Origin of the sequence: Deefgea chitinilytica (genome assembly GCF_016881405.1) — a bacterium.
In the GTDB taxonomy this organism is placed as follows: domain Bacteria; phylum Pseudomonadota; class Gammaproteobacteria; order Burkholderiales; family Chitinibacteraceae; genus Deefgea; species Deefgea chitinilytica.
This window is the reverse complement of the sequence record NZ_WOFE01000005.1, coordinates 149,178-172,948: the sequence shown is the minus strand read 5'-3', so window position 1 is coordinate 172,948 and position 23,771 is coordinate 149,178. Positions and strand designations below refer to the sequence as shown.

The 23,771-nt window shown below is 50.3% G+C and carries 21 protein-coding genes and 1 pseudogene; 11 read left to right on the top strand and 11 right to left on the bottom strand.

What is annotated here, in order from left to right:
• From GM173_RS11700 to GM173_RS11660, 9 genes are all read right to left on the bottom strand, one after another.
• Window positions 1–865 (bottom strand): retention module-containing protein (locus GM173_RS11700; RefSeq protein ID WP_203571565.1); only part of this gene is annotated, 865 nt, incomplete at its 3' end.
• 88 nt (window positions 866–953) lie between these two features.
• Complete coding sequence (locus GM173_RS11695; protein WP_203571564.1) at window positions 954–1,544, bottom strand: response regulator transcription factor; 591 nt, start codon at window positions 1,542–1,544, stop codon at window positions 954–956.
• Entirely contained in the window at window positions 1,541–2,953 is a 1,413-nt protein-coding gene (locus GM173_RS11690; protein WP_203571563.1) for an HlyD family type I secretion periplasmic adaptor subunit, read from the bottom strand. Before GM173_RS11690 ends, GM173_RS11695 begins: the two co-directional genes overlap by 4 nt.
• 67 nt (window positions 2,954–3,020) lie before the next feature.
• Entirely contained in the window at window positions 3,021–5,207 is a 2,187-nt protein-coding gene (locus GM173_RS11685) for a type I secretion system permease/ATPase (RefSeq protein WP_203571562.1), read from the bottom strand.
• 104 nt (window positions 5,208–5,311) lie between these two features.
• Window positions 5,312–6,703, bottom strand: coding sequence for an FAD-binding oxidoreductase (locus GM173_RS11680; protein WP_203571561.1), 1,392 nt, complete (start codon window positions 6,701–6,703; stop codon window positions 5,312–5,314).
• Window positions 6,704–6,712: 9 nt separating this feature from the next.
• Complete coding sequence (locus GM173_RS11675) at window positions 6,713–6,898, bottom strand: zf-HC2 domain-containing protein (RefSeq protein ID WP_203571560.1); 186 nt, start codon at window positions 6,896–6,898, stop codon at window positions 6,713–6,715.
• Window positions 6,898–7,479 carry a sigma-70 family RNA polymerase sigma factor gene (locus GM173_RS11670; protein ID WP_203571559.1) on the bottom strand — a complete coding sequence of 194 codons (582 nt, stop codon included), beginning with the start codon at window positions 7,477–7,479 and terminating at the stop codon, window positions 6,898–6,900. Before GM173_RS11670 ends, GM173_RS11675 begins: the two co-directional genes overlap by 1 nt.
• Complete coding sequence (locus GM173_RS11665) at window positions 7,479–8,420, bottom strand: homoserine kinase (RefSeq protein WP_203571558.1); 942 nt, start codon at window positions 8,418–8,420, stop codon at window positions 7,479–7,481. The genes GM173_RS11670 and GM173_RS11665 overlap by 1 nt, the downstream gene beginning before the upstream one ends.
• Before the next feature lie 117 nt (window positions 8,421–8,537).
• Window positions 8,538–8,852, bottom strand: coding sequence for a DUF2782 domain-containing protein (locus GM173_RS11660; protein WP_203571557.1), 315 nt, complete (start codon window positions 8,850–8,852; stop codon window positions 8,538–8,540).
• Between the two features lie 180 nt (window positions 8,853–9,032).
• On the opposite strand from GM173_RS11660, the gene polA reads away from it, so the two are divergent.
• The 4 genes and pseudogenes from polA (at window position 9,033) to GM173_RS11645 (ending at window position 13,649) form a co-directional block, all read left to right on the top strand.
• The gene (polA, locus tag GM173_RS11655) at window positions 9,033–11,828 is read left to right on the top strand and encodes a DNA polymerase I (protein WP_203571556.1); all 2,796 of its coding nucleotides are present in this window, start codon (window positions 9,033–9,035) and stop codon (window positions 11,826–11,828) included.
• Between the two features lie 280 nt (window positions 11,829–12,108).
• The gene (locus GM173_RS11650) at window positions 12,109–12,666 is read left to right on the top strand and encodes a hypothetical protein (protein ID WP_203571555.1); all 558 of its coding nucleotides are present in this window, start codon (window positions 12,109–12,111) and stop codon (window positions 12,664–12,666) included.
• A gap of 32 nt (window positions 12,667–12,698) precedes the next feature.
• Window positions 12,699–12,856 (top strand): annotated as a pseudogene (locus tag GM173_RS16410) (DNA polymerase); the annotation flags it as partial.
• Window positions 12,857–12,893: 37 nt separating this feature from the next.
• Window positions 12,894–13,649, top strand: coding sequence for a hypothetical protein (locus GM173_RS11645; RefSeq protein WP_203571554.1), 756 nt, complete (start codon window positions 12,894–12,896; stop codon window positions 13,647–13,649).
• A 95-nt stretch (window positions 13,650–13,744) separates the two neighbouring features.
• Here GM173_RS11645 and GM173_RS11640 read toward each other — a convergent pair whose 3' ends face one another.
• Window positions 13,745–14,275 (bottom strand): REP-associated tyrosine transposase, encoded by a 531-nt coding sequence (locus tag GM173_RS11640; RefSeq protein WP_203571553.1) that lies wholly within the window; start codon window positions 14,273–14,275, stop codon window positions 13,745–13,747.
• A gap of 673 nt (window positions 14,276–14,948) precedes the next feature.
• On the opposite strand from GM173_RS11640, the gene GM173_RS11635 reads away from it, so the two are divergent.
• Both GM173_RS11635 and GM173_RS11630 read left to right on the top strand, forming a co-directional pair.
• Window positions 14,949–15,425 (top strand): hypothetical protein, encoded by a 477-nt coding sequence (locus GM173_RS11635; RefSeq protein WP_203571552.1) that lies wholly within the window; start codon window positions 14,949–14,951, stop codon window positions 15,423–15,425.
• A gap of 245 nt (window positions 15,426–15,670) precedes the next feature.
• Entirely contained in the window at window positions 15,671–17,494 is a 1,824-nt protein-coding gene (locus GM173_RS11630) for a type IV pilus assembly protein FimV (protein ID WP_203571551.1), read from the top strand.
• A gap of 29 nt (window positions 17,495–17,523) precedes the next feature.
• On the opposite strand, the gene pdxR is transcribed toward GM173_RS11630, so the two are convergent.
• Entirely contained in the window at window positions 17,524–18,966 is a 1,443-nt protein-coding gene (pdxR, locus tag GM173_RS11625; RefSeq protein ID WP_203571550.1) for a MocR-like pyridoxine biosynthesis transcription factor PdxR, read from the bottom strand.
• An 89-nt stretch (window positions 18,967–19,055) separates the two neighbouring features.
• Here pdxR and GM173_RS11620 point away from each other — a divergent pair, with 89 nt between their 5' ends.
• The 5 genes from GM173_RS11620 to GM173_RS11600 all read left to right on the top strand — a co-directional run bounded on the left by GM173_RS11620 (window position 19,056) and on the right by GM173_RS11600 (window position 23,743).
• Window positions 19,056–19,595, top strand: coding sequence for a GNAT family N-acetyltransferase (locus GM173_RS11620; RefSeq protein ID WP_203571549.1), 540 nt, complete (start codon window positions 19,056–19,058; stop codon window positions 19,593–19,595).
• A 45-nt stretch (window positions 19,596–19,640) separates the two neighbouring features.
• Window positions 19,641–20,078 carry a rhodanese-like domain-containing protein gene (locus GM173_RS11615; protein ID WP_203571548.1) on the top strand — a complete coding sequence of 146 codons (438 nt, stop codon included), beginning with the start codon at window positions 19,641–19,643 and terminating at the stop codon, window positions 20,076–20,078.
• Window position 20,079: 1 nt separating this feature from the next.
• Window positions 20,080–20,682: an FMN-binding negative transcriptional regulator gene (locus tag GM173_RS11610; protein WP_203571547.1), complete on the top strand. Its 603-nt coding sequence runs from the start codon at window positions 20,080–20,082 to the stop codon at window positions 20,680–20,682.
• A 3-nt stretch (window positions 20,683–20,685) separates the two neighbouring features.
• Window positions 20,686–21,429: a GNAT family N-acetyltransferase gene (locus GM173_RS11605; RefSeq protein WP_203571546.1), complete on the top strand. Its 744-nt coding sequence runs from the start codon at window positions 20,686–20,688 to the stop codon at window positions 21,427–21,429.
• A gap of 298 nt (window positions 21,430–21,727) precedes the next feature.
• On the top strand, window positions 21,728–23,743 hold the full coding sequence (locus GM173_RS11600; protein ID WP_203571545.1) for a S8 family serine peptidase: 2,016 nt from the start codon (window positions 21,728–21,730) through the stop codon (window positions 23,741–23,743).
• The last annotated feature ends 28 nt before the right edge of the window (window positions 23,744–23,771 follow it).

Here is a 23,771-nt window from a genome sequence, read left to right as displayed (position 1 = left end):
CTTGCACGGTGCCGCGATCCGAATCGCCGACGCCATTGCCGATATTGGCGACATCATTCGTGCCGATAATCGTAATGGTGACGTTGCTGCTGGTGCCGTCGGCTAATTGTACGGTGAAGGTTTCGGTTTTCGTTTCACCCTCAGCCAAAGCTTGGACATTGTCGGCGCTGTTATTGAGCGTATAAGTCCATTCTCCTCTTTCGTTGAGGCTGAATTTGCCAAAAGTGCCGATGGTGTCGACTTGGGTTTCAAAGACTGCCTGTTCTGCATTGCTACCTGTAATTAATAAAACGCCTTGGCTACTGAGTTTGACATCTTCTTTTACGCGACCAAAGTCTTCACTGAGGGCTAGTTCGACAATAACGCGGGTCTCTGAGATGGGTTCATTCAATTGACTAAAATTGCTGCTGCCTTGGCTGAACGGAAAATTAAATTGCAATGGGTTTAATTGCTCGTTGATGCGTTCTAAACGAACAAAGCTATTGCCTTCGTTATTGCTAGTGCCAGCATTGAGGCCCGCTGCGGTTGGGTCGAGTTCGACAGATAAATCTTTGCCGCTATTGAGCGCTTCAATAATCGGATCAAGGCTAGGTGCTGCTAGATTGACCGCTGGTGGCGGCTGGGCTGGCTCTTCGTCAATCAGTACGCGGCTGTCTGGATTGAGCTGAGTGATTTGGCCGTTGGGTAGTCCAATACTAAGGTGTTCATTTGAGCCGGTGACAATAATTTGGCCTGTTTCCAGAGCCATCCCTGCTTCAAGTGGATGTAGTCGCCCATCTGCATCTTGAATATGGCCGCGCCCTTCAAGGACAAAGATTTCTTTTCGGCTATTTTCAGGTACAGCGATGCGATGTTGCGAGGCCATGATAAAAACCAAGGTTAGTTTAAGCTAACGCAGAGTTTACATGTGCTGAATGAAAAATTCGATTGTACTAAAGTTACAATTTAAATTTTTAATTGATGCCGTTGACTTTAAGCGCGAGCTGCACGCGATCGTTGATGTTTAGTTTCTCAAAGCAGGCACTGAGGTGTGCTTTGACGGTACGCTCGGTAATGTTGAGTGTGCGGGCGATTTCTTTATTGCTTTGTCCGCGTGCGGCGAGGTATGCGACTTCGCGTTCTCGCTCTGATAGGCTAGTGAGTGGATCAATCTTGGCTGGAAGCTGATTGACGGCTTTGAGTAAGCGCATCACCAGGCTGCGGCCCGCCCAAATTTCGCCTGAATTGACCGCACTGAGCACTTGTTGCAGCAGCTCTTTCGGTGCCGCCGCATGACAATATGCGGCCGCGCCAGCCAGCAGAGCGGCATAGCCTTCTTCGTCGCTTGGGTTGGTATTGACGACGATCACGCGCTGATGCGCCATCCGGCGCGCCCAAATCGGATTATCCCAAGTCGGTAAATCTGGGTATTGGCTATCGACTACGGCAATGCTGTCGCTAGGGTGAGACCATGCTTGCGTGACCGGTTCGACGTGGTCAAATGTGGCTTGCCAGTGTCTGAGTAAGCCAGCGTCGTTGCTATAAAAATAAATGATTTGGCTCATCGTTCAGTCAATGCAGAGGATTTAGCGCGGAGTACCGGCTTGATTAAGTAAGATAAGATGGTTTTCTTACCCGTTAAAATATCAACTTCAGCCATCATGCCGGGAATAATCGGGAGACGTTTACCGTCTTTTTGCAAATAACTCTGCTTTGTTTTGACTCGAACCAAATAGAAGGCATTTCCTTTTTCATCTTTGACCGTGTCCGCGCTGATATTGACCACTTCGGCCTCGAGCCCGCCATAAATTGAGAAGTCATACGCTGAGAATTTCACCAGAGCCGGTTGACCAACACGTAAGAAGGCAATGTCTTTGGGCATCACTTTGGCTTCGAGTAGCAGGCTTTCACCGGCAGGTACGATTTCAATAATGTCTTTACCGGGCTGTATGACACCACCAACGGTATTGGCGAATAATTGCTGTACCGTACCATCCATCGGCGAGCGAATTTCGGATTGTTTGACGCGATCAGCAAGACCCAAATTGCCTTGGGTAAGGCTACCTAGCTTTCCTAGCGTTTCTGCTAGCTCGGTGCGGGCTTGGTTACGGAACATCAGTTCCACTTCTTGTACCTTGCGGCTAGCTTCGGCAATCGATGCTTGGATGCGGGGTATTTGAGCAGAGGCCCCGTCCATCTCGCCTTTGTAGCGCGATACATCACGCTCTAATCGTAATACTTCAACATCTGATACCGCGCCGCTTTTCAATAATGGGCGGGTAGCATCGAGTTCTTTTTTGGTTAACTGGTAACCTTGGCTCGCTTGCTCGCGGCGAGCGCGGACTTCATTCAACTCTTGCGTACGTTGATTCAGTTGTTGCCGCGCTACACCCAAGCTGGCATCGAGTTCGGCCATTTTGGATTGGTAGAGTATTTTTTCTTGAGCTGCGATATCGGGCGTTTCTTTTTCGACTTCTGCCGGCATTTCAAAGGTCTTGCTGTTTGCAATTGCATCCAAACGGGCGGCTTTGGCTTTGAGCGATAAATACTGAGCACGCCCTTCATTGAGTGACGATTCAAAGCGAGTTGAGTCGATGGTGATCAGTAGGTCGCCTTTTTTTACTGCCTGGCCTTCTTGCACCAAGATGCTTTTTACCATACCGCCGTCTAGGCTTTGAATGACTTGCAATTCACTGGATGGAATTACACGGCCATCGCCTTTAGTGACTTCATCAATTTTGGCAAACGCCGCCCAAAGGATGAGCACCAACACTGCTAATGCGGCGGTGCGAATCAGTAAACGCGCACCGCGTGGGCTTTGCTCCATAATGACGTTGTCGGCATCGGCAATGAAATCCCTATCATCAATTAAATCGCGTTTCTCAGTGGCAAATAAATAGCGGTCAAACCATTCATTGCTCTTGTTTTGCAGGCCATCCCAGCCTTTTTTGAGCATCATTAGGATTTTGTTCATACGGTACCTCTAGCTTTACCGCTGCGGCGGCGGGCTAGCACTGCGACGATTTTTTGTTCTGGTTTGCTCATGCTGCGCCCCCAGCCTTGCCGATGCGGCCTTGTTGCAAGGCTTCGACGACTTGCGCTTTTGGCCCATCGGCCATCAGTTGGCCTTGATCAATGACGATGAGGCGATCAACAAGCTCAAGCAGCGAGGTGCGGTGCGTGACCAAAATCATTGTTTTGCCGACCAAATAAGTGCGTAAGCGTGATTTGAGGCGCTCTTCGCTTTGGTGATCCATTGCGCTGCTCGGCTCGTCGAGCATGAAAATCGGTGGGTCATTTAGCGCAGCACGGGCAATCGAAATCGCTTGGCGTTGCCCACCGGATAAGGACTCGCCACGTTCGCTAATCGGCATTTCAAAGCCACGCGGGTGTGCGTTCACAAAGTCAGAAATCCCGGCTAAATCAGCTGCCGCAATGATGTGGCTGTCTTCTGCATACGGTGCACCCATCGCGATATTTTGGCGCAAAGTACCAAAAAAGAGCAGCGGGTCTTGCGGTACATAGCCGACTGCGCGGCGTAGTTCGGCAGGGTCGATTTGGCGGGTATCGATTCCATCGATAAGTACTGCGCCTTCTGTAGGCTGATACAGTCCTAAAATCAGTTTTTCGATGGTGGACTTGCCCGAGCCAATTCGGCCGATAATGGCGAGTTTCTCACCGGCTTTCATTTTAAAACTGACGTTATTGAGTGCAATATCATCGCGGCCTTCGTATTTGAAAGTCACATTACGAAATTCGATATCGCCACGGAACGATTCACGGTGTAAGAAATTGCTATCTGCTGGGCGCTCGATTGGCATTTGCATATGCGATTCCACTGCACCAAGTGAAGTCTTGGCATTTTGGTATTGCATCAATAGCCCAGCGACTTGCCCTAGCGGCGCCATCGCGCGACCTGCCAACATCGAGGCGGCGATAATGCCACCCATACTGAGTTGCCCTTCGATCAGTAAATAAACCCCAACAATCACAATGACCACCGAGACCAATTGGGTAATCGCTTGTGCAAAATTGACTGTGGTGGTTGACATTAGCTTGAGGCGACCGCCGATTTGCGCCAAGAACTGCGTGGCTCGCTCCCAGCGGCGCTGCATTTCGCTCTCTGCGCCCATGATTTTGATCGTTTCAAGGCCGACCATACTTTCAACTAGTGTGGCATTGCGCTGCGCCGAGGCGCGTTGTGTGAGTTCAACCAGTTGATTCATTTTGGCTTGCGCCAGCCAAGCAAACACAACGATCAGAATGGCACCAATCAACGGTGGCAAGACCAGCCACGGTGAAATCCAGATTAAAACTAAGAAGAAAATCAGCACAAAGGGCAAATCCACCAAGGTGGTGATCGATGCTGAGGCAATAAAATCACGGACCGATTCAAAGGCGCGCAAATTGGCGGTGAATGAGCCGACCGAAGCGGGGCGGGCGCTCATGCGGATGCCGAGTACGCGCTCCATAATCAGCGCCGAGAGGGTAACGTCGATACGTTTGGAGGCGACATCCAAAATATAACCACGTGCGGTACGTAGCACAAAATCAAAGCCCAAAACGAGGATTGCGCCTAAGGCCAACACCCAAAGTGTTTCCATCGCGTGATTGGGGACGACGCGGTCGTATACATTCATCGAATACAGTGGCATCGCTAGCGCAAAGATATTGATGAGTAGTGCGGCGATTAGAGCATCGCGGTAAATTCGCCAGTTATCAAATACCACGCCCCAAAACCAATGGCGCTCGCGAATTTTTCCCATTTCGGGCGTGCGTAAATCAAAGCGAAAACGCGGGCGAACAATCAGTGTCAGGCCGGTGTAGAGCTCGCGTAGCTCTGCTTCGCTGAGCGTTTCAACGGATTCGCCCCCTTCGGGGAAGCGAACTTTGCATTGACCATCGGGCAAGCGTTCGAGCAAAAGGCAGGCGCGTTTGTCATTCAGCAATAAAATGGCGGGAAGTAGTCGCTCAGGAATTTCATCCAAATTGCGGCGCAGTACACGGGCCGACAATCCGGCGCGATGCGCGGCACGTGGCAGTAAAGAGGGCGTGAGTCGATTTTCTACCAGCGGCAAGCCTGCCGATAAAGCTTCATGTGTCCACGGCGAGCCGTGCAGCCTAGTGAGCTCGACCAAGCAGTCAAGTAGCGGGTCAAAATGAGCTTGGTTTTCGCTCACATGCCAATCAAATGCATGGGCGGCCGATGTAGTGGTGGAGCTATCCATAGCGACTCATTATCAACAAACGTGTGGTAAGCAAAAATATTAGCCCATCAGCATACGCGAAGTCAGCTTTTGTAACTAGGTACGAATTTATTGTAAGCGTAAACTTAGATTAATACTTTACCGGGGTTCATCAAACCCAAGGGATCAAGCGTCTGCTTGATGCTGTTCATTAATAGAAGTTCGGTGTTGCTGCGATATTCGCGTAATACCGATTTTTTGAGCTGGCCTATACCGTGTTCGGCGCTGATGCTGCCATTGTATTGAGCCACTAATTGATAAACAATGGCATTAATTACCGCCTCTTGCTGATAAATTAAAGCCGTTTTGTCGCTAAGAAATAGGTTGTAATGCAAATTACCGTCACCCAAATGGCCAAAGGCAACGATATTAGCGTCTGGATATTGCAAAATGATGTGAGATTCGCATTCAGCTAAAAATTGCGGTATCGCTCCGACTGGAAGGCTGATGTCGTGCTTAATGCTCACACCTTCTAAGCGCTGCGCCTCGGGAATGTGTTCACGTAAGCGCCAAAAATCAGCCGCTTGGCGTTGGTTTTGTGCCACATAGGCTTGTTCAAAGCCGGCTTCAAACAATATCGTCGCCAGTAGTTCAAGCAAATGCTCGCTGTCACCGCCATCAGATAATTCAAGTAAGACACACCATTCTGGTGCCTGCTCAAAGGGCGAGCTGAGCTTGGGAAAGTGTTGGTGCAGTAGTGTTAAGCAAGGGCGTGAGATCAGTTCAAACGAGGTAATTCGATCGCTGACTTTGGCTTGTAAATCACGCAGCAAAGTCACCGCATCTGCTGGCGAATCAACCGCAACCAAAGCCGTCGCGTGTGCCGTCGGTAAGGGATAGAGTCGCAATACTGCGCGGCTTATCAGGCCGAGCGTGCCCTCTGCTCCAACAAACAGCTGCTTAAGATCATAGCCGGTATTGTCTTTGCGTAAACCGCGCAGCCCGTTCCAGATCGTACCATCGGCAAGAACGACCTCAAGCCCGAGCGTGAGTTCGCGCATATTACCGTAGCGCAAGACATTGACGCCGCCCGCGTTGGTGGCCAGTGCGCCGCCGATTTGGCAACTGGCTGCAGCGGCCCAGTTAGCAGGAAATAGTCGGTTGGCAGCCAGTGCCGCTTGTTGCACTTGCTGTAGCGTCACGCCCGCCTCGACGGTAATCGTATTGTTGTCGGCGTCGACTTCAATAATCTGATTCATTCGTTCGAATGAAATAATGATGTTTTGCCCCGTTTGATCCGGCGTTGCTGCGCCGCATAAACTGGTATTACCGCCTTGTGGCACCATCGCAATGTGAAATTGCGCGCACAGCTGCACGATTTCAGCCAGTTGCTGCACTGAGTTTGGCCGCGCAACTGCGAGCGTTTGGCCTTGATAGCGGCGGCGTTGATCTATGCAGTAGGCGGCGGTGTCGTTGCCGAACAATAGACTGTGTGATTCAGCCCATGGCTGAAGTTGCTGTAGGAATTCGCTCAACATAATTTGGGCTTAATGAAGATCTTCGTCGTTCGCTTTCTTTTGGCAAGCGAGTCGAATCACTTTGAGTTGACGCGCAAAATTGCTGCACTTTTTGCACATCAATAAATGAATACGTAATTGAAGTGCCTCACCCACGCTAAGTGGGCGGTCTTGCGCTTCGGAGAGTAAAAAAGAAACTTCGCGGCATTTAAGCATCAAGAATGCCCCACGATGCTGGATTCAAACCAATTTTGTTCTAAGCACAGACGCAAACTCATCCGAGCACGATACAAAAGGACTGAGCAATTAGTCGTGCTAATTTCCAATTGATTACAAATCTCGCTCATTTCAAGTTCCATCACCTCGCGCATCGCAAACACCATTGCCGTGCGCCGCGGCATTTTGGTGGCGCATAATTCATACGTTTGCCAGAAATGACGGTCTTCGAGATGGGCTTCGGGTTTGCCCCAGTTACGCGGTGCTTCTGAGCCCCAGTGCCCCGATGTATCGAACAACACATCAAAATCACTGCGGTCGTTTTCTTCGTCGATCAGCGGTGAAATGAACTGCGGGTCGCGATAGCGGCGGCGATGCACATCCAGCACTTTGTACTTCAATATGCCCATTAGCCATGTTTTTAAGCTCGATTGCCCAGAAAATGACTCTGGCTTTTCGAGCGCAGCCAACAGCGTTTCTTGCACCACATCTTCGGCCAACTGCGCATCGCCCAATTGAAACAGCGCATAACGCAGCAAAGCAGAGTGATGTGTTTGCAAGTCGGTGGCTGAAAATGACATTAATTCATCCAGAAGTTTTGTCGTGCGGCGTGATGAGCAATCACGCGTTGGAAATGACTTGGGTCTTTGGCAAAGGTCATTTCACCTTCTGCTGGCTGGTAAAAATCAAGCAAACGCGATACCCAGAAACGTAACGCGGCAGCACGCAGCATAATCGGCCAATCGGCCATTTCAGCCTCAGTGAGTGGGCGCACCGATTGATAACCCGCCAGCATCGCGCGTGCACGCGCATCATCGATATCGCCATTCTCAAGCACACACCAATCGTTGAGTGTAATCGCCAAGTCGTACAGCAAAATATCGTTGCAAGCGTAGTAAAAATCGATAAAGCCGCCGACCTGATCGCCATTCATCAATGCATTGTCGCGAAATAAATCGGCGTGAATCACGCCTTGCGGGAGTTGATCGAATTTATGCTCGGATTGCAATGCGACTTCGGCGTGCAATAGTGCTGCGTCAGCTTCGCTCATAAATGGATACATCTTCTGCGCTGTGGCTGACCACCATTGCGGGCCGCGTGGATTGTCCATTTTGCCGCTGTAGCTTGCTGCAGCCAAATGCATTTGTGCCAGCATTTCGCCAACTTGGCCGCATTGTTCTGCATTGGGATTGTCGATGACTGCGCCCGGTAGGCAAGGCACTAGCAGCGTTGGTTTGCCGTTGAGTTCATCGATGTATTGATGCTGTAAATTGGCAATCGGCGCTGCCACAGCGATGCCGTGCTGCGCCAGATGCACCATCAAATTGACGTAATACGGTAATTCGTCGGCACGCAGCGTTTCAAACAAGGTCAGCACATAACGGCCATGCGTGGTGGTGACAAAATAATTGGTATTGGTCACACCCGCTGAAATCCCTTTGAGCTCTACCAGTTGCCCCAGTGAATAGCGTTGTAGAAAAGGGACGATGTCATCGTTGCTGACAGTAGTAAAAACAGACATGAGTACTCTCGAGATTGCAGTGTATTTCGCGTAGGTGCGCAGTATGAATCAACAGTGCGAGTAGGGCAAAACAAAAGCACGGCAATTAGCCTCTGGCCTGCTGTTTTGCCAAGCCGATTACCAGCGGAATAAAACCCAGCGTGGTACGGCGATATTTTCAGTTGGCCCACTTTGACGTACAAAATTACCGCGGCCATTTGGATCTACCAAATAATATTCTGGGCCCACGGCAGGCTGCACTTTAATTTGGTAGAGGTGACCGTTGATGCGGTATTCAGTCATCGTGACATCGCCGCGTTGTATGACGCGAATATCGGCTTTGGGTTGATCTTCGCTGCTTTCCGCTGGCATCGGTGGCGGTGTGTCGGCGACGTCCGCGGCAACAGCGGGGTAGGCTAGTAATAGGCTGAGGCTAATGATGAGGCTACGCATGGTTTATCCTTGGGGGTAGGCAAAATAAGTTCATCGCTAGTGGGCGGGTACAAAACGACGGTTAGACTCAACATCAATCTTGCTGATGGCTTTGAGTTTTCGCGACGTTGCTGAACGCCCCGCGGGCGTATAATGCACGCTGCAACACTTCATTCTTACAACAGTATAGAGAAATCTCGCATGGCGACGCTGCTTTTAATTGATGGATCATCTTATTTATATCGCGCTTTTCACGCGATTCGCGACCTTTCCGCGCCCGATGGTACTCCTAGCAATGCAGTATTCGGCTTTGTGAATATGCTGAAAAAACTGCGGCAGCAAACGCCGGCGGATTATATCGCGTGCGTGTTCGATGCTAAAGGAAAGACTTTCCGCGATGAGCTATATGAGCAATATAAAGCACAGCGCCCACCGATGCCGGATGAATTGCGCGTGCAAATCGAGCCGATTCATCAAGCCGTCGCGGCATTTGGTATCCCGATTTTGATGGTCAGTGGCGTAGAGGCTGACGATGTGATCGGAACCTTGGCGCGCGAAGCCAGCCGCCAAGGCATCACGACGATTATGTCGACCGGCGACAAAGACATGGCCCAGCTCGTTGATGACTACACCCGCATCGAAAATAGCATGACCGAAGAAGTGCTGCGCCGTGATGAAGTGTTTGCCAAATTTAATGTCTGGCCGGAGCAAATTGTTGATTATCTGACTTTGGTCGGCGATACCGTCGACAACGTGCCGGGCGTGCCCAAATGCGGCCCGAAAACCGCCGCCAAATGGTTGGCTGAATACCAAACGCTCGATAATCTAATCGCGCATGCTGACGACATCAAAGGCGTGGTCGGCCAAAACCTGCGCGATAGTTTGGCGTGGCTGCCGATGGCCAAGCAATTGGTAACGATTAAATGCGATGTGGATTTGAGCGCCGAGTTACCCAATGGCATTGTCGATTTGCAAACGACGCCCGAGGATAGTGCGACCTTATTGGCGCTGTTTAAACGCTTTGGCTTTCGTACTTGGACGCGTGAAATGGAAAGCCGCGTCGCGTCAACGCCTACAGCGCAAGTCGCACCAGCTGCGGTGGGCAGTAGTGGCGATTTATTTGCGGATATTGTCGATGGTATTGCTACTGAGCCATTGATTCAGAATGAGTTGCAAGAGATACCCAAGCCTATTATTGAGCGTCACTACGAAACGATCAACACCGCGGCCAAACTCAGCGAATGGCTCGCCAAAATCAACGCCGCCGAACTGACCGCATTTGATACCGAAACGACGAGTTTAGACGCGATGCAGGCACATTTGGTCGGGATGTCGTTTTCAGTTAAAGCGGGCGAAGCGGCCTATTTACCGTTGGCGCATACGGGGCCCGATCATCCCGAGCAATTGCCGTTGGACGCCACTTTGGCACTACTGAAACCGTGGCTAGAATCAACGACGCATCATAAAGTCGGCCAGAACTTAAAGTACGATCAGCATGTTTTAGCCAATTATGGCATCACGTTGGCAGGAATTAGCGACGATACACTGCTGATGTCCTACGTGCTCGCTAGCCACGAAAAGCACAATATGGACGACCAAGCCGCGCGCGAGCTCGGCGAAACGACGATCAAGTACGAAGACATTTGCGGTAAAGGCGCCAAGCAAATCGGCTTTGCCGAAGTCGATGTCGAGACTGCCACGCAGTATGCGGCGGAAGACGCTGATATTACTTTGCGTCTGGCGCATACCCTCAAACCTCGCCTAACTGAAAAATTATTCGAAGTTTACCGCGATATCGAAATGCCATCGCGCGCGGTGCTGTACACGATGGAGCGCAACGGCATCTTGCTCGATGCCGCGCTATTACAGCGGCAAAGCCACGATATTGGCTTGCGCTTGATTGAATTGGAAAACCAAGCCTACGAGCTGGCGGGTCAGCCGTTTAACCTCGGTTCACCCAAGCAACTCGGTGAGATTTTCTTTGAAAAACTCAAACTGCCGGTGGTCAAAAAAACGCCGAAAGGCGCGCCATCAACGGATGAAGAAGTGCTCACCGAATTGGCCAAAGATTATCCGCTGCCCAAAGTGCTGCTCGAACACCGCAGCCTGAGTAAACTCAAATCGACCTACACCGACAAACTGCCGCTGATGATCAACCCGAAAACCGGCCGCGTCCACACCAGTTTTAACCAAACCGTCGCCGTCACCGGGCGCTTGAGTTCATCCGATCCTAATCTGCAAAACATCCCTGTTCGCACCGCTGAAGGGCGAAAAATTCGCGAGGCATTTATCGCTGCGCCAGGCTACAAGCTGGTTTCAGCCGATTACTCCCAGATTGAGTTGCGCATCATGGCGCATTTATCGAATGACGCTGCGATGCTCAAAGCCTTTGAACTCGGCCACGACATCCATAAAGCCACCGCCGCCGAGGTGTTTGGTGTGCCGCTGGAAGAAGTGACCAGCGAGCAACGCCGCTACGCCAAGAGCATTAACTTTGGCTTGATTTACGGCATGGGCGTGTTTGGCTTGGCCGCGCAACTCGAAATCACCCGCGAAGCGGCGAAAACCTTTATCGAGCGTTATTTCAATCGCTTTGCTAGCGTGGCTGAATACATGGAGCAAACGCGGCAAATCGTTCGCGAACAAGGCTATGTGGAAACCGTATTCGGCCGCCGCCTGTGGCTACCCGAAATCAAATCGAGTAACGCCGCCCGCCGCGCAGGGGCTGAGCGCGCCGCCATCAACGGCCCAATGCAAGGCACCGCCGCCGATTTGATTAAATTGGCGATGGTTGCGGTGGCGGATTGGTTGGTGGCAGAGCAATTGCAAACTAAATTGCTGTTGCAAGTGCACGATGAATTGATTTTAGAAGTGCCAGAAAGCGAATTGGAATTAGTGAAAACCAAATTGCCGGAGATTATGGCGGGTGTGGCGAAATTGAATGTACCGCTATTGGCGGAAGTGGGCGTGGGGATGAATTGGGAAGAGGCGCATTAAGCGTTTTTCAATGTTTGGATTTTGTAGGTTGGTGCTGAGCTTGCGAAGCCCAATAATCGCGGTGAACGTTGGGCTGCATTTCATTTAGCACAACCGACGTTTTTTGATAAAGGTCTTAAGTTGTTGCATTTGGTGAACGTCTTAAAATTATTAGGCACTATTTTGATTGGCAATATAGTAATATTTTAAGATGATTTAGAGTGGTGATTTTTACTCAAAAAACCATACTTGACTGAACAATAATGTCCTATTGATTGAATTTATTATGAATGAGGTTTCTATGAAAATAGAACAAAAGAAGATTTCTCATAAGCATATATTTACTTTTAATAAAGATGCACTCAATTTTGCCTATGAGGACAAATCAGGTTCTGCAGATGTTGACATTCCGTATGCTAATATTTCGAAAAAAACCTCAATTAGAATTGATGAAAATACTTGGTTACGAAATGTTGGCTATGTGTGGATGGCTGTTGGTCTAATTGGATTGGTGATGAATGGCTGGCTATTATGGCTTCCGATTGGAATTGCCTGTGTTGCAATTTCTTTTTATACAAAAGTTAAGTTTACTGTTATGCAGAATGAGCATGGCGGAGTTTGGGTTATTCAAGATAAGAATCATGATAGCATTCTTGAAGAAATTCGAATTCGTAAGCAGCAACAATTGTTAGATTGGTATGGTGGCTTTAACTCAGAAAACACACTTAATCAAGAGATTGCTAAGTTCAAGTGGTTGGCTGAGCAGGGAGTGATTTCTGATTTGGAAGCTAATAATAAAATAGCTCAAGCAACCACTTTTTATCAAACTGATGATGAAATACCTAGATTATTAAATTAGCAGAAAGGAGTCTATTCAATTGCCCTACGAGGCTGTTGAAAGTACATGATGAATTGATTTTAGAAGTGCTGGAAAGCGAATTTAATTGGTGAAAGCCAAATTGCCAGAGATTATGGCGGGCGTTGCGAAATTGAATGTGCCATTGCTTGCGGAAGTGGGCGTGGGGATGAGTTGGGAAGAGGCGCATTGATGTATTATTTAAAATCGATTATGAAAAATGAAGAGTTATGTCCATAACAACATTAATTGAAGAGATACATGCTGATATAAAGCAACGCTATAAAGGAATGTTTTTTGCGCCTTTTGTAATCTCATTTTTAGCTGTGCATTGGAAGGTAGTAGTATTCTTCTTTTATGGACGCTTCACTTATGCAGAAGCAATTAAATTTATAGAAGAGAATGTTACTCTTAATTCTATATTGTACACGCTAATTTCTGTGTTGTTTTATATTGTTGCGCTCCCGTGGCTTGAAGTTTTGCTATTGAGATTTTCGTCTACAGGAAGAAAGAAACGTTCGGAACTTCAAGCAACAGAACTTGAGCAAATTAAAGTAAAAAGGCAAGCAATTGCGGATGCAATAGTTGAAGAACAACAAGCTCGAGTAAAACTTGATAAAAGCAGAAAAGAAATTGATCGAAGGAAAGCTGATGCCGATCTGGCAAAATTGTATGAGTCTATATTGTCAGAACAGTCATTAGAGTTCTTTGTTAATGAGATTGGGAAAGGAATTTTCGGTTCTCAATACCAAGCCCATATCCTAAATTATTTGAGTAACTCCAATTATGCTGCTGGTAAATTTTTTGATGTTGAACTTGAATCTTTGCATAAGAAATTTATTGCAACTCTTTCAGAGTTAAATAGTTCTCTTGAGTCTAGGGGGGAGGGTGAGAGGGTGTACTCATACCTTAAAGAAATTGGTAACAGGGCTATTGAACAGAAAAAAGCATTTCGATTGTTAGTTCGAGAAAAATTGGATTTTTAGAACTCGTAGCTCCGATTAGCGAAGCGTAATCGGAGACTTCGTGCACCACGCATCCCACGGGCGATTACGCTACGCTAATCGCCCCTACGCCCGTGTCATTTATCACCTACTACGACCGAATCACTATTGCCGCACCAATCTATCGGATAAATACCTGCCGCTACCGCGCGATGAAACGTTGAATATGGCCAATCAATCACACGAGATACATAACCATGTTTCAAGGGGTTGGCATGCACATAATCAACATGCCGCTGAAAATCAACTTCATCCCGAATCAAATGCTCCCAATAATGTCGTTGCCAAATTCCACGCTCACCCGCCGCTTCGCGTACAGCGGATATGCGTTCGGTTTTAGGCAAAGCACGAGAGAAACCACTTTTAATCAAACGCCAACGCAAACTGAAATCGCTATCGCCTGCAGGCAAGGTTAAAACTGCGTGCAAATGGTCGGGCAATACGACCCATGCATCAATCCAAAATGGGTACTTTCGTCTGACGTCGTGCACGTTTTGGCGCAGTAGATCAATTTCACGCACCAATAGATCATTACCATGCCGTTGCAATAAATTGACGGTGAAAAACCATGTTCCACCAGGAGTAAAAGCTCGTCGGTAATTGGGCATTTGATGAACTCATAGATCGCTATATATCAGTATGGCATACGTCCGATTACGCTTCGCTAATCGGACCTACGTTACTGCCCTTGCTTCGTCGTGAGCCAAACGATAAAGCTGTTTGTCTCCCTCCTCGCTGCGGTTTTCGCTACACGGGAATTTAAGCCCCAGATCCGCCATCAAGATATATACATGGTTGGTGTGTTGCTCTGAAATCTTTATTTATCAATGCTCACGTTGATACACCCATTCGCTAATTAGAACGGATTGCCCGTGGAGCCGCGCCGTTCGGGAGGCGGTTGGCAAGGCATGGCGGAGCTTGGCAACTTGTTGCCTTAGCGGAGACTGTGGCCTAGGGCCATTTTAAGACGCGACTGTTTGAGCTGCGCGACGCTAGCGCGCGGCGAGTTTTGCGGCGCCTCGCCGTGGCTTTTTCAAGCGGGGTTTCGCGGCGATCGGGCGCGCGGGGGTTGTTAGGGGTGGGGCAAGACCACCCCTAACTCGTCAGGCGGGCGAAACCGCCGGTTTTCCGCCTGCGCAGCAGGCTATGCGCCATCCGATTGCCACAATTCACCTAAGCTAAATTGCTGGGAAATTCCAGAAAGGGCTATCCTACAATCTAGCTAGCAAACTAATTCGTATTACATTCACATCGTAAGACAGGTTACCAAACAGGATATCTATGCTCTCTTTGTTGAAAGACATTGCGCTTCCATTTGCTATTTTATTTGGCTTATTGTGTATTGCTTTACTGTTTATCGGGAAACGACAAGATGCTAATGCGCAGGCGTTATTGGGTGAGCAATTGATTGCGGTTGCCCGTTTGAGTGATAAAACAACGTTCACTTCGAGTGGTATACATAAGGATCGTGGTTTTGAGGAAAAAGGCCCAACTCGCTATACATTGCATTATCAATACACCCATCCCTTGACTAGCTTGCCATTCGAAAGCCAAGCCAATGTGGAGAAAGCGACTTGGGATGCAATGCAGATCGATCAGTATTATCAAATTTTGGTTTCTCGCCAAGACCCTCAGTTAACCTCGTTGTTTCATGGGCAAGAGTTTGTTGATGGCGCGCAATTGGCGTATCGGCTGGCGGCGCTGTTTGGTGTGTTGGGGCTGTTATGTGTTGTGCTACGTTTTGTGGCTAGCCGATAGCGTATTGCTTGCGGGAGTACGCTTTCCTTGTTGCAGTAAGCTTTGCTCGCGCGTTGACTGCTCGCGTCGTTGGCAGACAAACGCATTAAATCTCTGATATTGAGAAGTTTTTATCTTTTGTGCAACGCAAAATAAGCGTTGCAGGCGCATGGTTTATTTTTGCCCTTGGTTTGTGCTGAAATCGGTCTACAAAGGAAACATAACAAACATGTCAATCTGCTTACAAAAGCAGGAAAGGTTTGCAAATGTGCCCGAATATGCCGATTAAACGCTCATTGGCGATTTTTTTATTTAGCCTTGCTGCTCCGGTGAGTGCGCTCAGTTTAGGTGAATTACAGCCTCAATCTTTTTTGGGCCAGCGTTTTAAGGGCGCAGTGAATTATCAGCTATCGCCAAGCGAAACGAGTTTGGCCGATTGCATTACGATTGCTCCGGCTGGCGGTGATTTGCCGTATATCGGCAGTAGCGATGTGCAAATTCGGCCGATTGGCGATGGCAATACAGGCACCATTATCATTAGTTCTAATCAAAAAATGAGTGAGCCTGTCGTGGCGCTCAATTTGCATATTCAATGTGGTACGCAGCAATTAAGTCGTGAATTTACGGTGTTTTTAGACCCAGCACCGTTAAATGAATTAGCCAGCACGAGTGCCGCCCGTCCGCTTGAAACCTTTAAAATTCGTCCTGAGCTTAAACCAGCCACCGCAAAAAAAGACACGACGCTGGCGGCAGTGGCGGCGCGCTATTACGCGGTAGATACGCCGCAATACCAGAAATACCTGAATCGCTTAAAGCAAGCCAATCCTGATGTTGCGACGACCGAAACGCTGATTACCGCGGGCAGCCCACTCGTGGTGCCGCCACGGCCGAAATTGGCGACTGCCAAAGTGGCGTCTGACGTGCCACTGAAAGAAACGGGGCAGCTTAGATTAGAAGACGGCGAGGCGAGCAAAAAGCCTGCGGTAGCGCCAATCAATCCCCAGCAAAATCCCGAGGCGTATGTTAAAGAGTTAGAAGAAAAAATTGTCACGCTGACCGAGCTGAAAAAACAATTGCAACTCGAGCTGGCTGAGCTCGATATCAAAATGACGCAAATTCAATTGGCCAACGCCAAGAGCGCCAGTGCGGCGGTTGCGAGTTATCCTGCTGCAGTGGCGCAGGCTAGCGCCGCGCAAGTGGCCGCGACTACGCCGAAAAGAGTGGTGCAAACCGTACAAGCTGCGCCGCCTACTCAAATCGAGCCTGTTGCTGAACCGAGCACCAATTGGCGTTGGGCATGGTGGCTATTGGGTCTGGCTGGGGTGGGCGGTTGCATTGTTTGGTGGCGCCGCAAAATGCAAGAGCAGGCCGAGCGCTGGGCTCATGAGGACATTAATGATGGTGTCGATTTGAACCGCAGCATTATGAGCATCATTCAAGCTAAAGTCGGTCATACGATGGCGCAGCAGTCGCCCAATACGGTGATGTCTTTATTTGGCGCTAGCGGCAAGAAAACCCAATCGGGCTTCGAGGTGAAAGAAGAGCTCGATAATCATCTCGATCAGGCGCAATACTATTTAGCCCAGGGTGAAACGCTCAAAGCGATTGATTTGCTTTATTCCGCAATTGATGAGGTTCCCGAAGACACTGAGCGCTGGTTGATGCTATTTCGTGTATTCCGTCAGCAGGTGATGAAAACCGAATACAGCGCTTTGGCGTATCGTTTTAAAGCCATTCATAAAGACGAAGGCGATTGGGAGTTGATTCGTAGTATCGGCAATAAACTCGATCCAGAAAACCCGCTGTTTATTCGCAAAATGGATGCGGCCAACGAGAAAACGGCGACGCCATTTGATCATTTTGATTCTGGCATGGCCGCAGCTGCGCCAGCCAAACCGGTCGAGCTGGAGATTGTGCCTGATTTTAGTGGCGCGCCGATCTTGCCTGAGCTGGATGCGGTTGAATTAGTGCCTCGGTCAGAGCAAGGCGCGATGCCGCAATCGAGTGATGAATTGATGAAGTTCTTAGTGCAAGACAACGAACCCGATGAACCGCCGCCCTTGTTGCCCGAAGTAGAAAAACATCGCTGAGTTTGGAGCCAATTTTGCTGCGAATTTAATTAAACTGAATCCACTGATCGAAGACATTTTTTGAGTGTATCTACCGCTGTGCTAATCTGAATATTGCTAAGCGCAGCATACCCAAGTAGCCAGCCGTTTTTCTCTACCTTGTCATAGTAAAATTGTGACAGTGGCCGCAGCGCTAAGCCTTGCGCTTGGCCTGCGGCGGTCCATTGCGACTCGCGCTCGGCCTCGATTTCAACCGCAAACTGCAAGCCACCATTGACGTTGACGGGGCGAATTACACTCGCGAGCGGTTGCAGGCAGTCCACCAGTAAATCCCGGCGGCTGCGATACAGCAGCCGCATTTGCCGGATGTGCGCGGCGAAATGGCCTTGCGTCATAAAATCCGCCGTGACCGCTTGCGCCAGTTGTGGCGTGTGGCCGTCAAACGCGGCGCGGGCATTGGCAAAAGCTGGCATCAAATCGGGTGGCAACACGAGATATGCGATGCGTAGTGATGGAAACAAGACCTTGCTGAACGTACCGACATAAATCACGCGACCATGCTGATCCAAGCCTTGCAGCGCTGGCAGCGGGCGCTGATCGTAGCTAAATTCGCTGTCGTAATCATCCTCAATAATCCATGCATTGTGTTGGTTCGCTTGTTCGAGCAAAGCCATTCGACGCGGCAAACTCATTGTCACGCCAAGTGGGTATTGGTGCGAAGGCGTTGTATAGATTAGCTTGGGTGGTAATAGGGTGCTAGATAGATCGGTGTTGATGCCGTCGTGATCGACCGGAACTGGAATGATTTTTGCACCAGCCGAACGCATCGCGTTGCGCGCGCCCAAATAGCCGGGCTCCTCGAGCCATACGGTGTCGTTCGGATCAATCAGCAATTGGGCAATCAACTGCAAGGCTTGCTGTGAGCTGGTCAGCACTAAAATCTGCGCCGCATCGCAGGCCACGCCGCGCGATTGCGCCAAATAGCCGGCAATCGCCTCGCGCAACTCAGGTAGACCTTGCGAATCGCCATAGCGCATCAAGCGCTCGCCGTCTTTTTTCCAGCGCTGTTGCGTCAGTTTGCCCCATAGCTCGCGGGGGAACGCGGTGGGGTCGGGTTGACCCGCGGTAAAAGCGGTGAATGGTGTGGTCGCATCGCGGCAACTGCCCGCTGCAACAATCAATTGCCCACGTTGCGATAAACCTGCAGCCGTTTTGCGCGGGCGGGGTTTGCTTGGCTGCGCTGCAATCGCGACAAAACTACCAACGCCCACTTGGCGGCGTAGATAGCCTTCGGCCTCTAGCCGTGAAAATGCCAATTCAACGGTACTGCGCGAGACTTGCAAATCCTGCGCCAAAACCCGTGTCGCAGGCAGACGGCTATCGAGTGGCAAATGCCCCGCCAGAATCGCGCGTCGTAAAGTGCGAGTCAGTTGCTCGTGCAGCGGTAAATCCGGCTGAGATTCAGCGGCAAACAAAATTGGCAAAGCGGACATTGGTCTGGTTTCTTAGTGAAAATTGGTTTGCGACACAAGGCCATTATGCCGCTACAGTAAAGCCTATGAACAGCGTTGAGGGCGGGATAATGAGAATTCGACAGGCAACGCTACACGATGCCGCCGCAATTGTGGCGCTGCATGCGAAGAACTGGCAACAGACGTATCACCAGTCACTGAGCGCGGCGTATTTGTGTGATCAAGTTCCGCAAGAACGTTTGGCCTTGTGGCAAACCCGCTTGCAGCAGCCCGCAGCGAATCAACGCATTTTGCTCGCTGAAAACGACGGTGAATTGTGTGGATTTGCCTGCGCGTTTGGCGGGCACGATGCGCGCTGGGGCACGTATATTGACAATCTACATGTTGCCGCCAATAAGCGGCGTAGTGGAGTCGGTCGGCATTTATTAGCGGCGATCGCACAATGGAACAATGCAGTGTATCCAGCGCTAGGGCTTTATTTATGGACGATAGTGATTAATACCTATGCGATTGAGTTTTATCAAGCGTGCGGCGCAGAGACACAAGATCTTGATGTTTGGCATGCGCCTGATGGCTCTGTCGTGCCGGTGATTCGGCTGGCATGGTCGGAAGCGCGAGGCTTGATGCGAGACCTAGATGAATACCAATAAGTGCTAAGTGTGTAGAAACTGAATGGGTTTACTGAGGAGTTGATGATGAGTGCAGTTTTATCGAGTGGCCTCGCGACGGCGAGTGAGTCTGAGCAATTTTTCGCTGCGCAATTGCAGTTTCGTACCGATTCGGCAGATTTGGCGGCGGATTTAATCGCGGCAGAGCCGCAAATTGTCGTCATTGATACGCGCTCCGTGGCGCACTACCAAGCGGCACATATTCCGGGGGCGATTTCATTTCCGCATCGATTGATGACAGCTGAATCAACCGCCAACTGGGATCGCAGCAAAGTCTATGTGACGTATTGCGATGGCATCGGCTGTAACGGCTCGACGTGGGGCGCGTACAAATTAGCGAAACTGGGCTTTCAGGTGAAAGAGCTGATTGGTGGTATCGACTGGTGGCCGCGTGATGGGTACGCGATTGCGACGGGCGATGAGCCAGGTGTATTGCTCGCTAGCTCAATTGAATGTGGGTGCTGATATGTATACGCCACCTCATTTTGTAGAAAAAGATCGCGCTAGTTTGCTGCATTTAATGGCTAACAATCCATTAGCAACCTTGGTGCAGATGACCTCGGAGGGATTAAATGCAAACTTAATCCCGCTGTATTGGTATGACGATGGCTCGGAATTGGGCGTGTTGCGCGGCCATGTGGCACGGAAAAATCCGCTCTGGCAAGAATCCGATTCAGCGATTCTGGCCTTGTTTCGGGCGAGTGATGAGTATATTTCTCCATCGTATTTTCCGAGCAAAGCCAAAGACCCGCGTGTGGTGCCGACGTGGAATTACGCGGTGGTGCAAGTGAAGGGAACACTGAAGGCGATTGAAGATGCCGATTGGCTGCTCACTTTGCTCAATCAAATGACCGCACAGCACGAAGCAGGGCGGGGCGAGCCGTGGCAAATTGCCGATGCGCCAGCAGAATATATCCAGAAAATGCTGGCGGCGATTGTCGGGATTGAAATTGCGATTACCTCACTCGATGGCAAATTTAAATTGAGCCAGAACCAAACCGCTGAAAATCAGGCTGGCGTTGCTGCCAATACGAAAAGCCCGGATTTAGTCGCTTTCATGCAAAGGTAACTTATGGTTTTAAACGAATTTGATCAGCCGGTCGGCGATCTCGTACCGAATTGGCAGCCTGCGCCGTTTCCACCGCATGTGACCTTGAGCGGCTGGGATTGCCGTGTTGAGCCGCTGAATCCTGCAGCCCATGGTGCGGCGTTGTGGCAAGCGTTTAGCGAGGACAGTGGTGCGCTATGGACTTACTTTGCTGAAGGCCCGTTTGCTAGTCAGGCTGATTTCTTGGCGTATCTTGCCCAACGCGCAGCCGCCAATGATCCCCAGTTTTATGCGATTGTTGATGCGACAAGCGGGCTGGCCTTGGGTTTGGCGGCGTATTTGCGGATTGAGCCAGCGGTGGGCGTCATTGAAGTGGGCTATCTGCATTTTTCACCGGCGTTGCAAGGTACTCGCTTGGCGACGGCGGCGATGGTGTTGATGATGCAAAACGCATTTGCGCTGGGTTACCGTCGCTATGAGTGGAAGTGTAATGCGCTCAATGCACCATCGCGCCGTGCGGCGCTACGTTTGGGTTTTCAGTTTGAAGGCGTTTTTCGCCAAGCGCGGGTGAGTAAAGGCCGTAATCGCGATACAGCGTGGTTTTCGATACTCGATGGTGAATGGCCTGCGCTGTCGGCGGTGTATGCGCGTTGGTTGGCTGCCGATAATTTTGATGCAGCTGGGCAACAGCGGCTGGCTTTGTCGAGCTTGACGCAGTCAATTGATCGCGAATTGAACAACGGCGTGCGTACGGATAGTCCTCTATAGAGACAGGGCTTGGTTTTGTTGGTGTGATATAGCTCGCTTTTAATTGCGTTGATGTATTTGCTTGTAGGTAATATGAAATATTGATTTCATGGCTATACCTTTGTTTTGTGTTGATCGGCTGGTGTAATTGGTATTGGATTAGGGAAAGCCCTAGCACCAGTATTTATGACATTTGCAATAAGCTCTCCTCGCCTTTGGGTTTACAAATCAGCCTTGACTGTGACCGTGTTGGCTATCAATGGGTCTGTGCGGTTCGCCCCAAATTGGCAAAACTTAAATAATAGGATGGAGAGACATAATGCAATTGAAACACCGCGTATTGCTCGGTGCGATGATCGCTGCTTTAGGCACGCAGGCGCAGGCCGAAGTCGTTGATCGTATCGTGGTGAAGTTAAAGCCATCGTTGATGATGCGCTCAGCCAGTGCCGATGACATCAGCCAAACCATTGCCGAGGCGAGCAATGGTCAAGCCAAACATGTGTCGACACTGGGCGATGGCCAGTCGCAAGTATTGCAATTGCCAAAAGGTTTATCGGGCGCGGCTTTGCAGGCCTATTTGAAAAAGCTCGAAGCAAGCGGCCAGTTTGAATCGGTGGAAGCGGACGTCTGGATGTTCCCCATGGGCGTGACGCAACCGACTGATAGTTTGTGGAGCTCACTTTGGGGCTTGCAGGCGGTGATGCCGGGCAGTAGTTACGGCGCGGATTTTATCGGCGCTTGGGAATACGTCAATGGTCAAGGCGTCGTGGTTGGCGTGATTGATACGGGTGCTGTACCTCATCCTGATTTGGGGCAACTAAGCCCCGTAAGCGGTAATTATGCGTCGTCGGGTTACTCATTTATTAGCGATTGCTACCGCGCAGGTTCGTGCGACTGGACGACGGGTTCGCGTACAGTTGCGCCGATTGCATCTGGCTTAGATCAAGGCGATTGGTGCACGAGCGCAGATGTCAGCAATCAAATCTGCCAACGCACGGGCAGCAGCTCTTTCCATGGTTCGCACGTCGCCGGTACGATTGCGGCGCTGGGGTATAACGGCACGGGTGTGATTGGTGGTGCTTACAATGCGCGGATTTTGCCAGTGCGCGTCTTGGGTAAGGGCGGCGGTTCTTCGATTGATATTACCGACGGCATCCGTTGGGCCGCGGGTATTCACCCGACGATTCCAAATCCGAATCCAGCCAAAGTGATCAATATGAGCTTGGGTGGTAGCTCCGCCACGTGTCCAAGTTTTTACCAGTCGGCGATTAATGATGCGGTGGCTGCGGGTGTAACGATCGTTGTTGCGGCGGGCAATGAAAATCGAGATGCGCAGCAATCGACGCCAGCCAACTGCGCGAATGTGATTACCGTTGGCGCTATCGGCAAAGCCGGTGAAAAGGCCAGTTATTCGAATTTTGGTAGCAAAGTGACGCTGGCTGCTCCAGGCGGCAATGGTTCAACGCGGATTACGTCGACGGTGAATAAGAGCTTGGATCGTGTTGATTTGTCGGCCAATGGCGCGGGCTATGTCGGTATGAATGGCACCTCGATGGCGACGCCTCACGTCGCTGCGGCGGTGGCGCTGATGCTGAGCGCCAATCCAAAGCTTAAATTTAATGACATCGTGAGTTTGTTGAAACAATCGGCAACGGCTTTCCCAAGTGGTAGCACGTGCACGACCAGCAACTGCGGTGCTGGCATTTTGAACGCGGCCGCTGCGGTGCGTTTGGCTAAACAATCAGCGGGCGATAATACCGAGCCTGTTGTGACGCCCTTACCAACAACGCCACCGGTGGTGACACCAAAACCAACTATGCCGCCAGTCGTCACGCCGAAACCAACCGTACCTCCGGTGGTAACGCCTACGCCAGTGCCACCGGTAGGGGGTTGCTATGCCGCATGGAGCGAAGGTAAAACTTTTACTGCTGGTGATTTGGTAACTTTTGATGGTCGCAACTATCAAGCGCGTACGACGCATGTGGCGTATGTCGGTGCGAACTGGAATCCAAAAGCCAGCTTAACCTTATGGCAAGATGTAGGCGCTTGCACTGGAAATAGCACTCCAAGCCCTACGCCAGTCATTACGCCAAAACCAACGGTAGCCCCAACTGCCGCACCAACGACGATGCCAAGCGCGACACCTGCGCCTGTGATTACGCCAGCGCCAAACTGCCCAGCTTGGTCTGCTGCCGCAACGTATACTGCAGGACAGTGTGTTTCGTTTAACGGCCAAACGTTTGCCGCAAAATGGTGGACAAAAGGTGAGCAACCCGGTGCCGCCCAATGGGGCCCGTGGGCACTGCAGGCTGGTGCAGCAGTAAAACGTAAATAAGCGCGAAGCGTGCTATTGAGTCCACCGT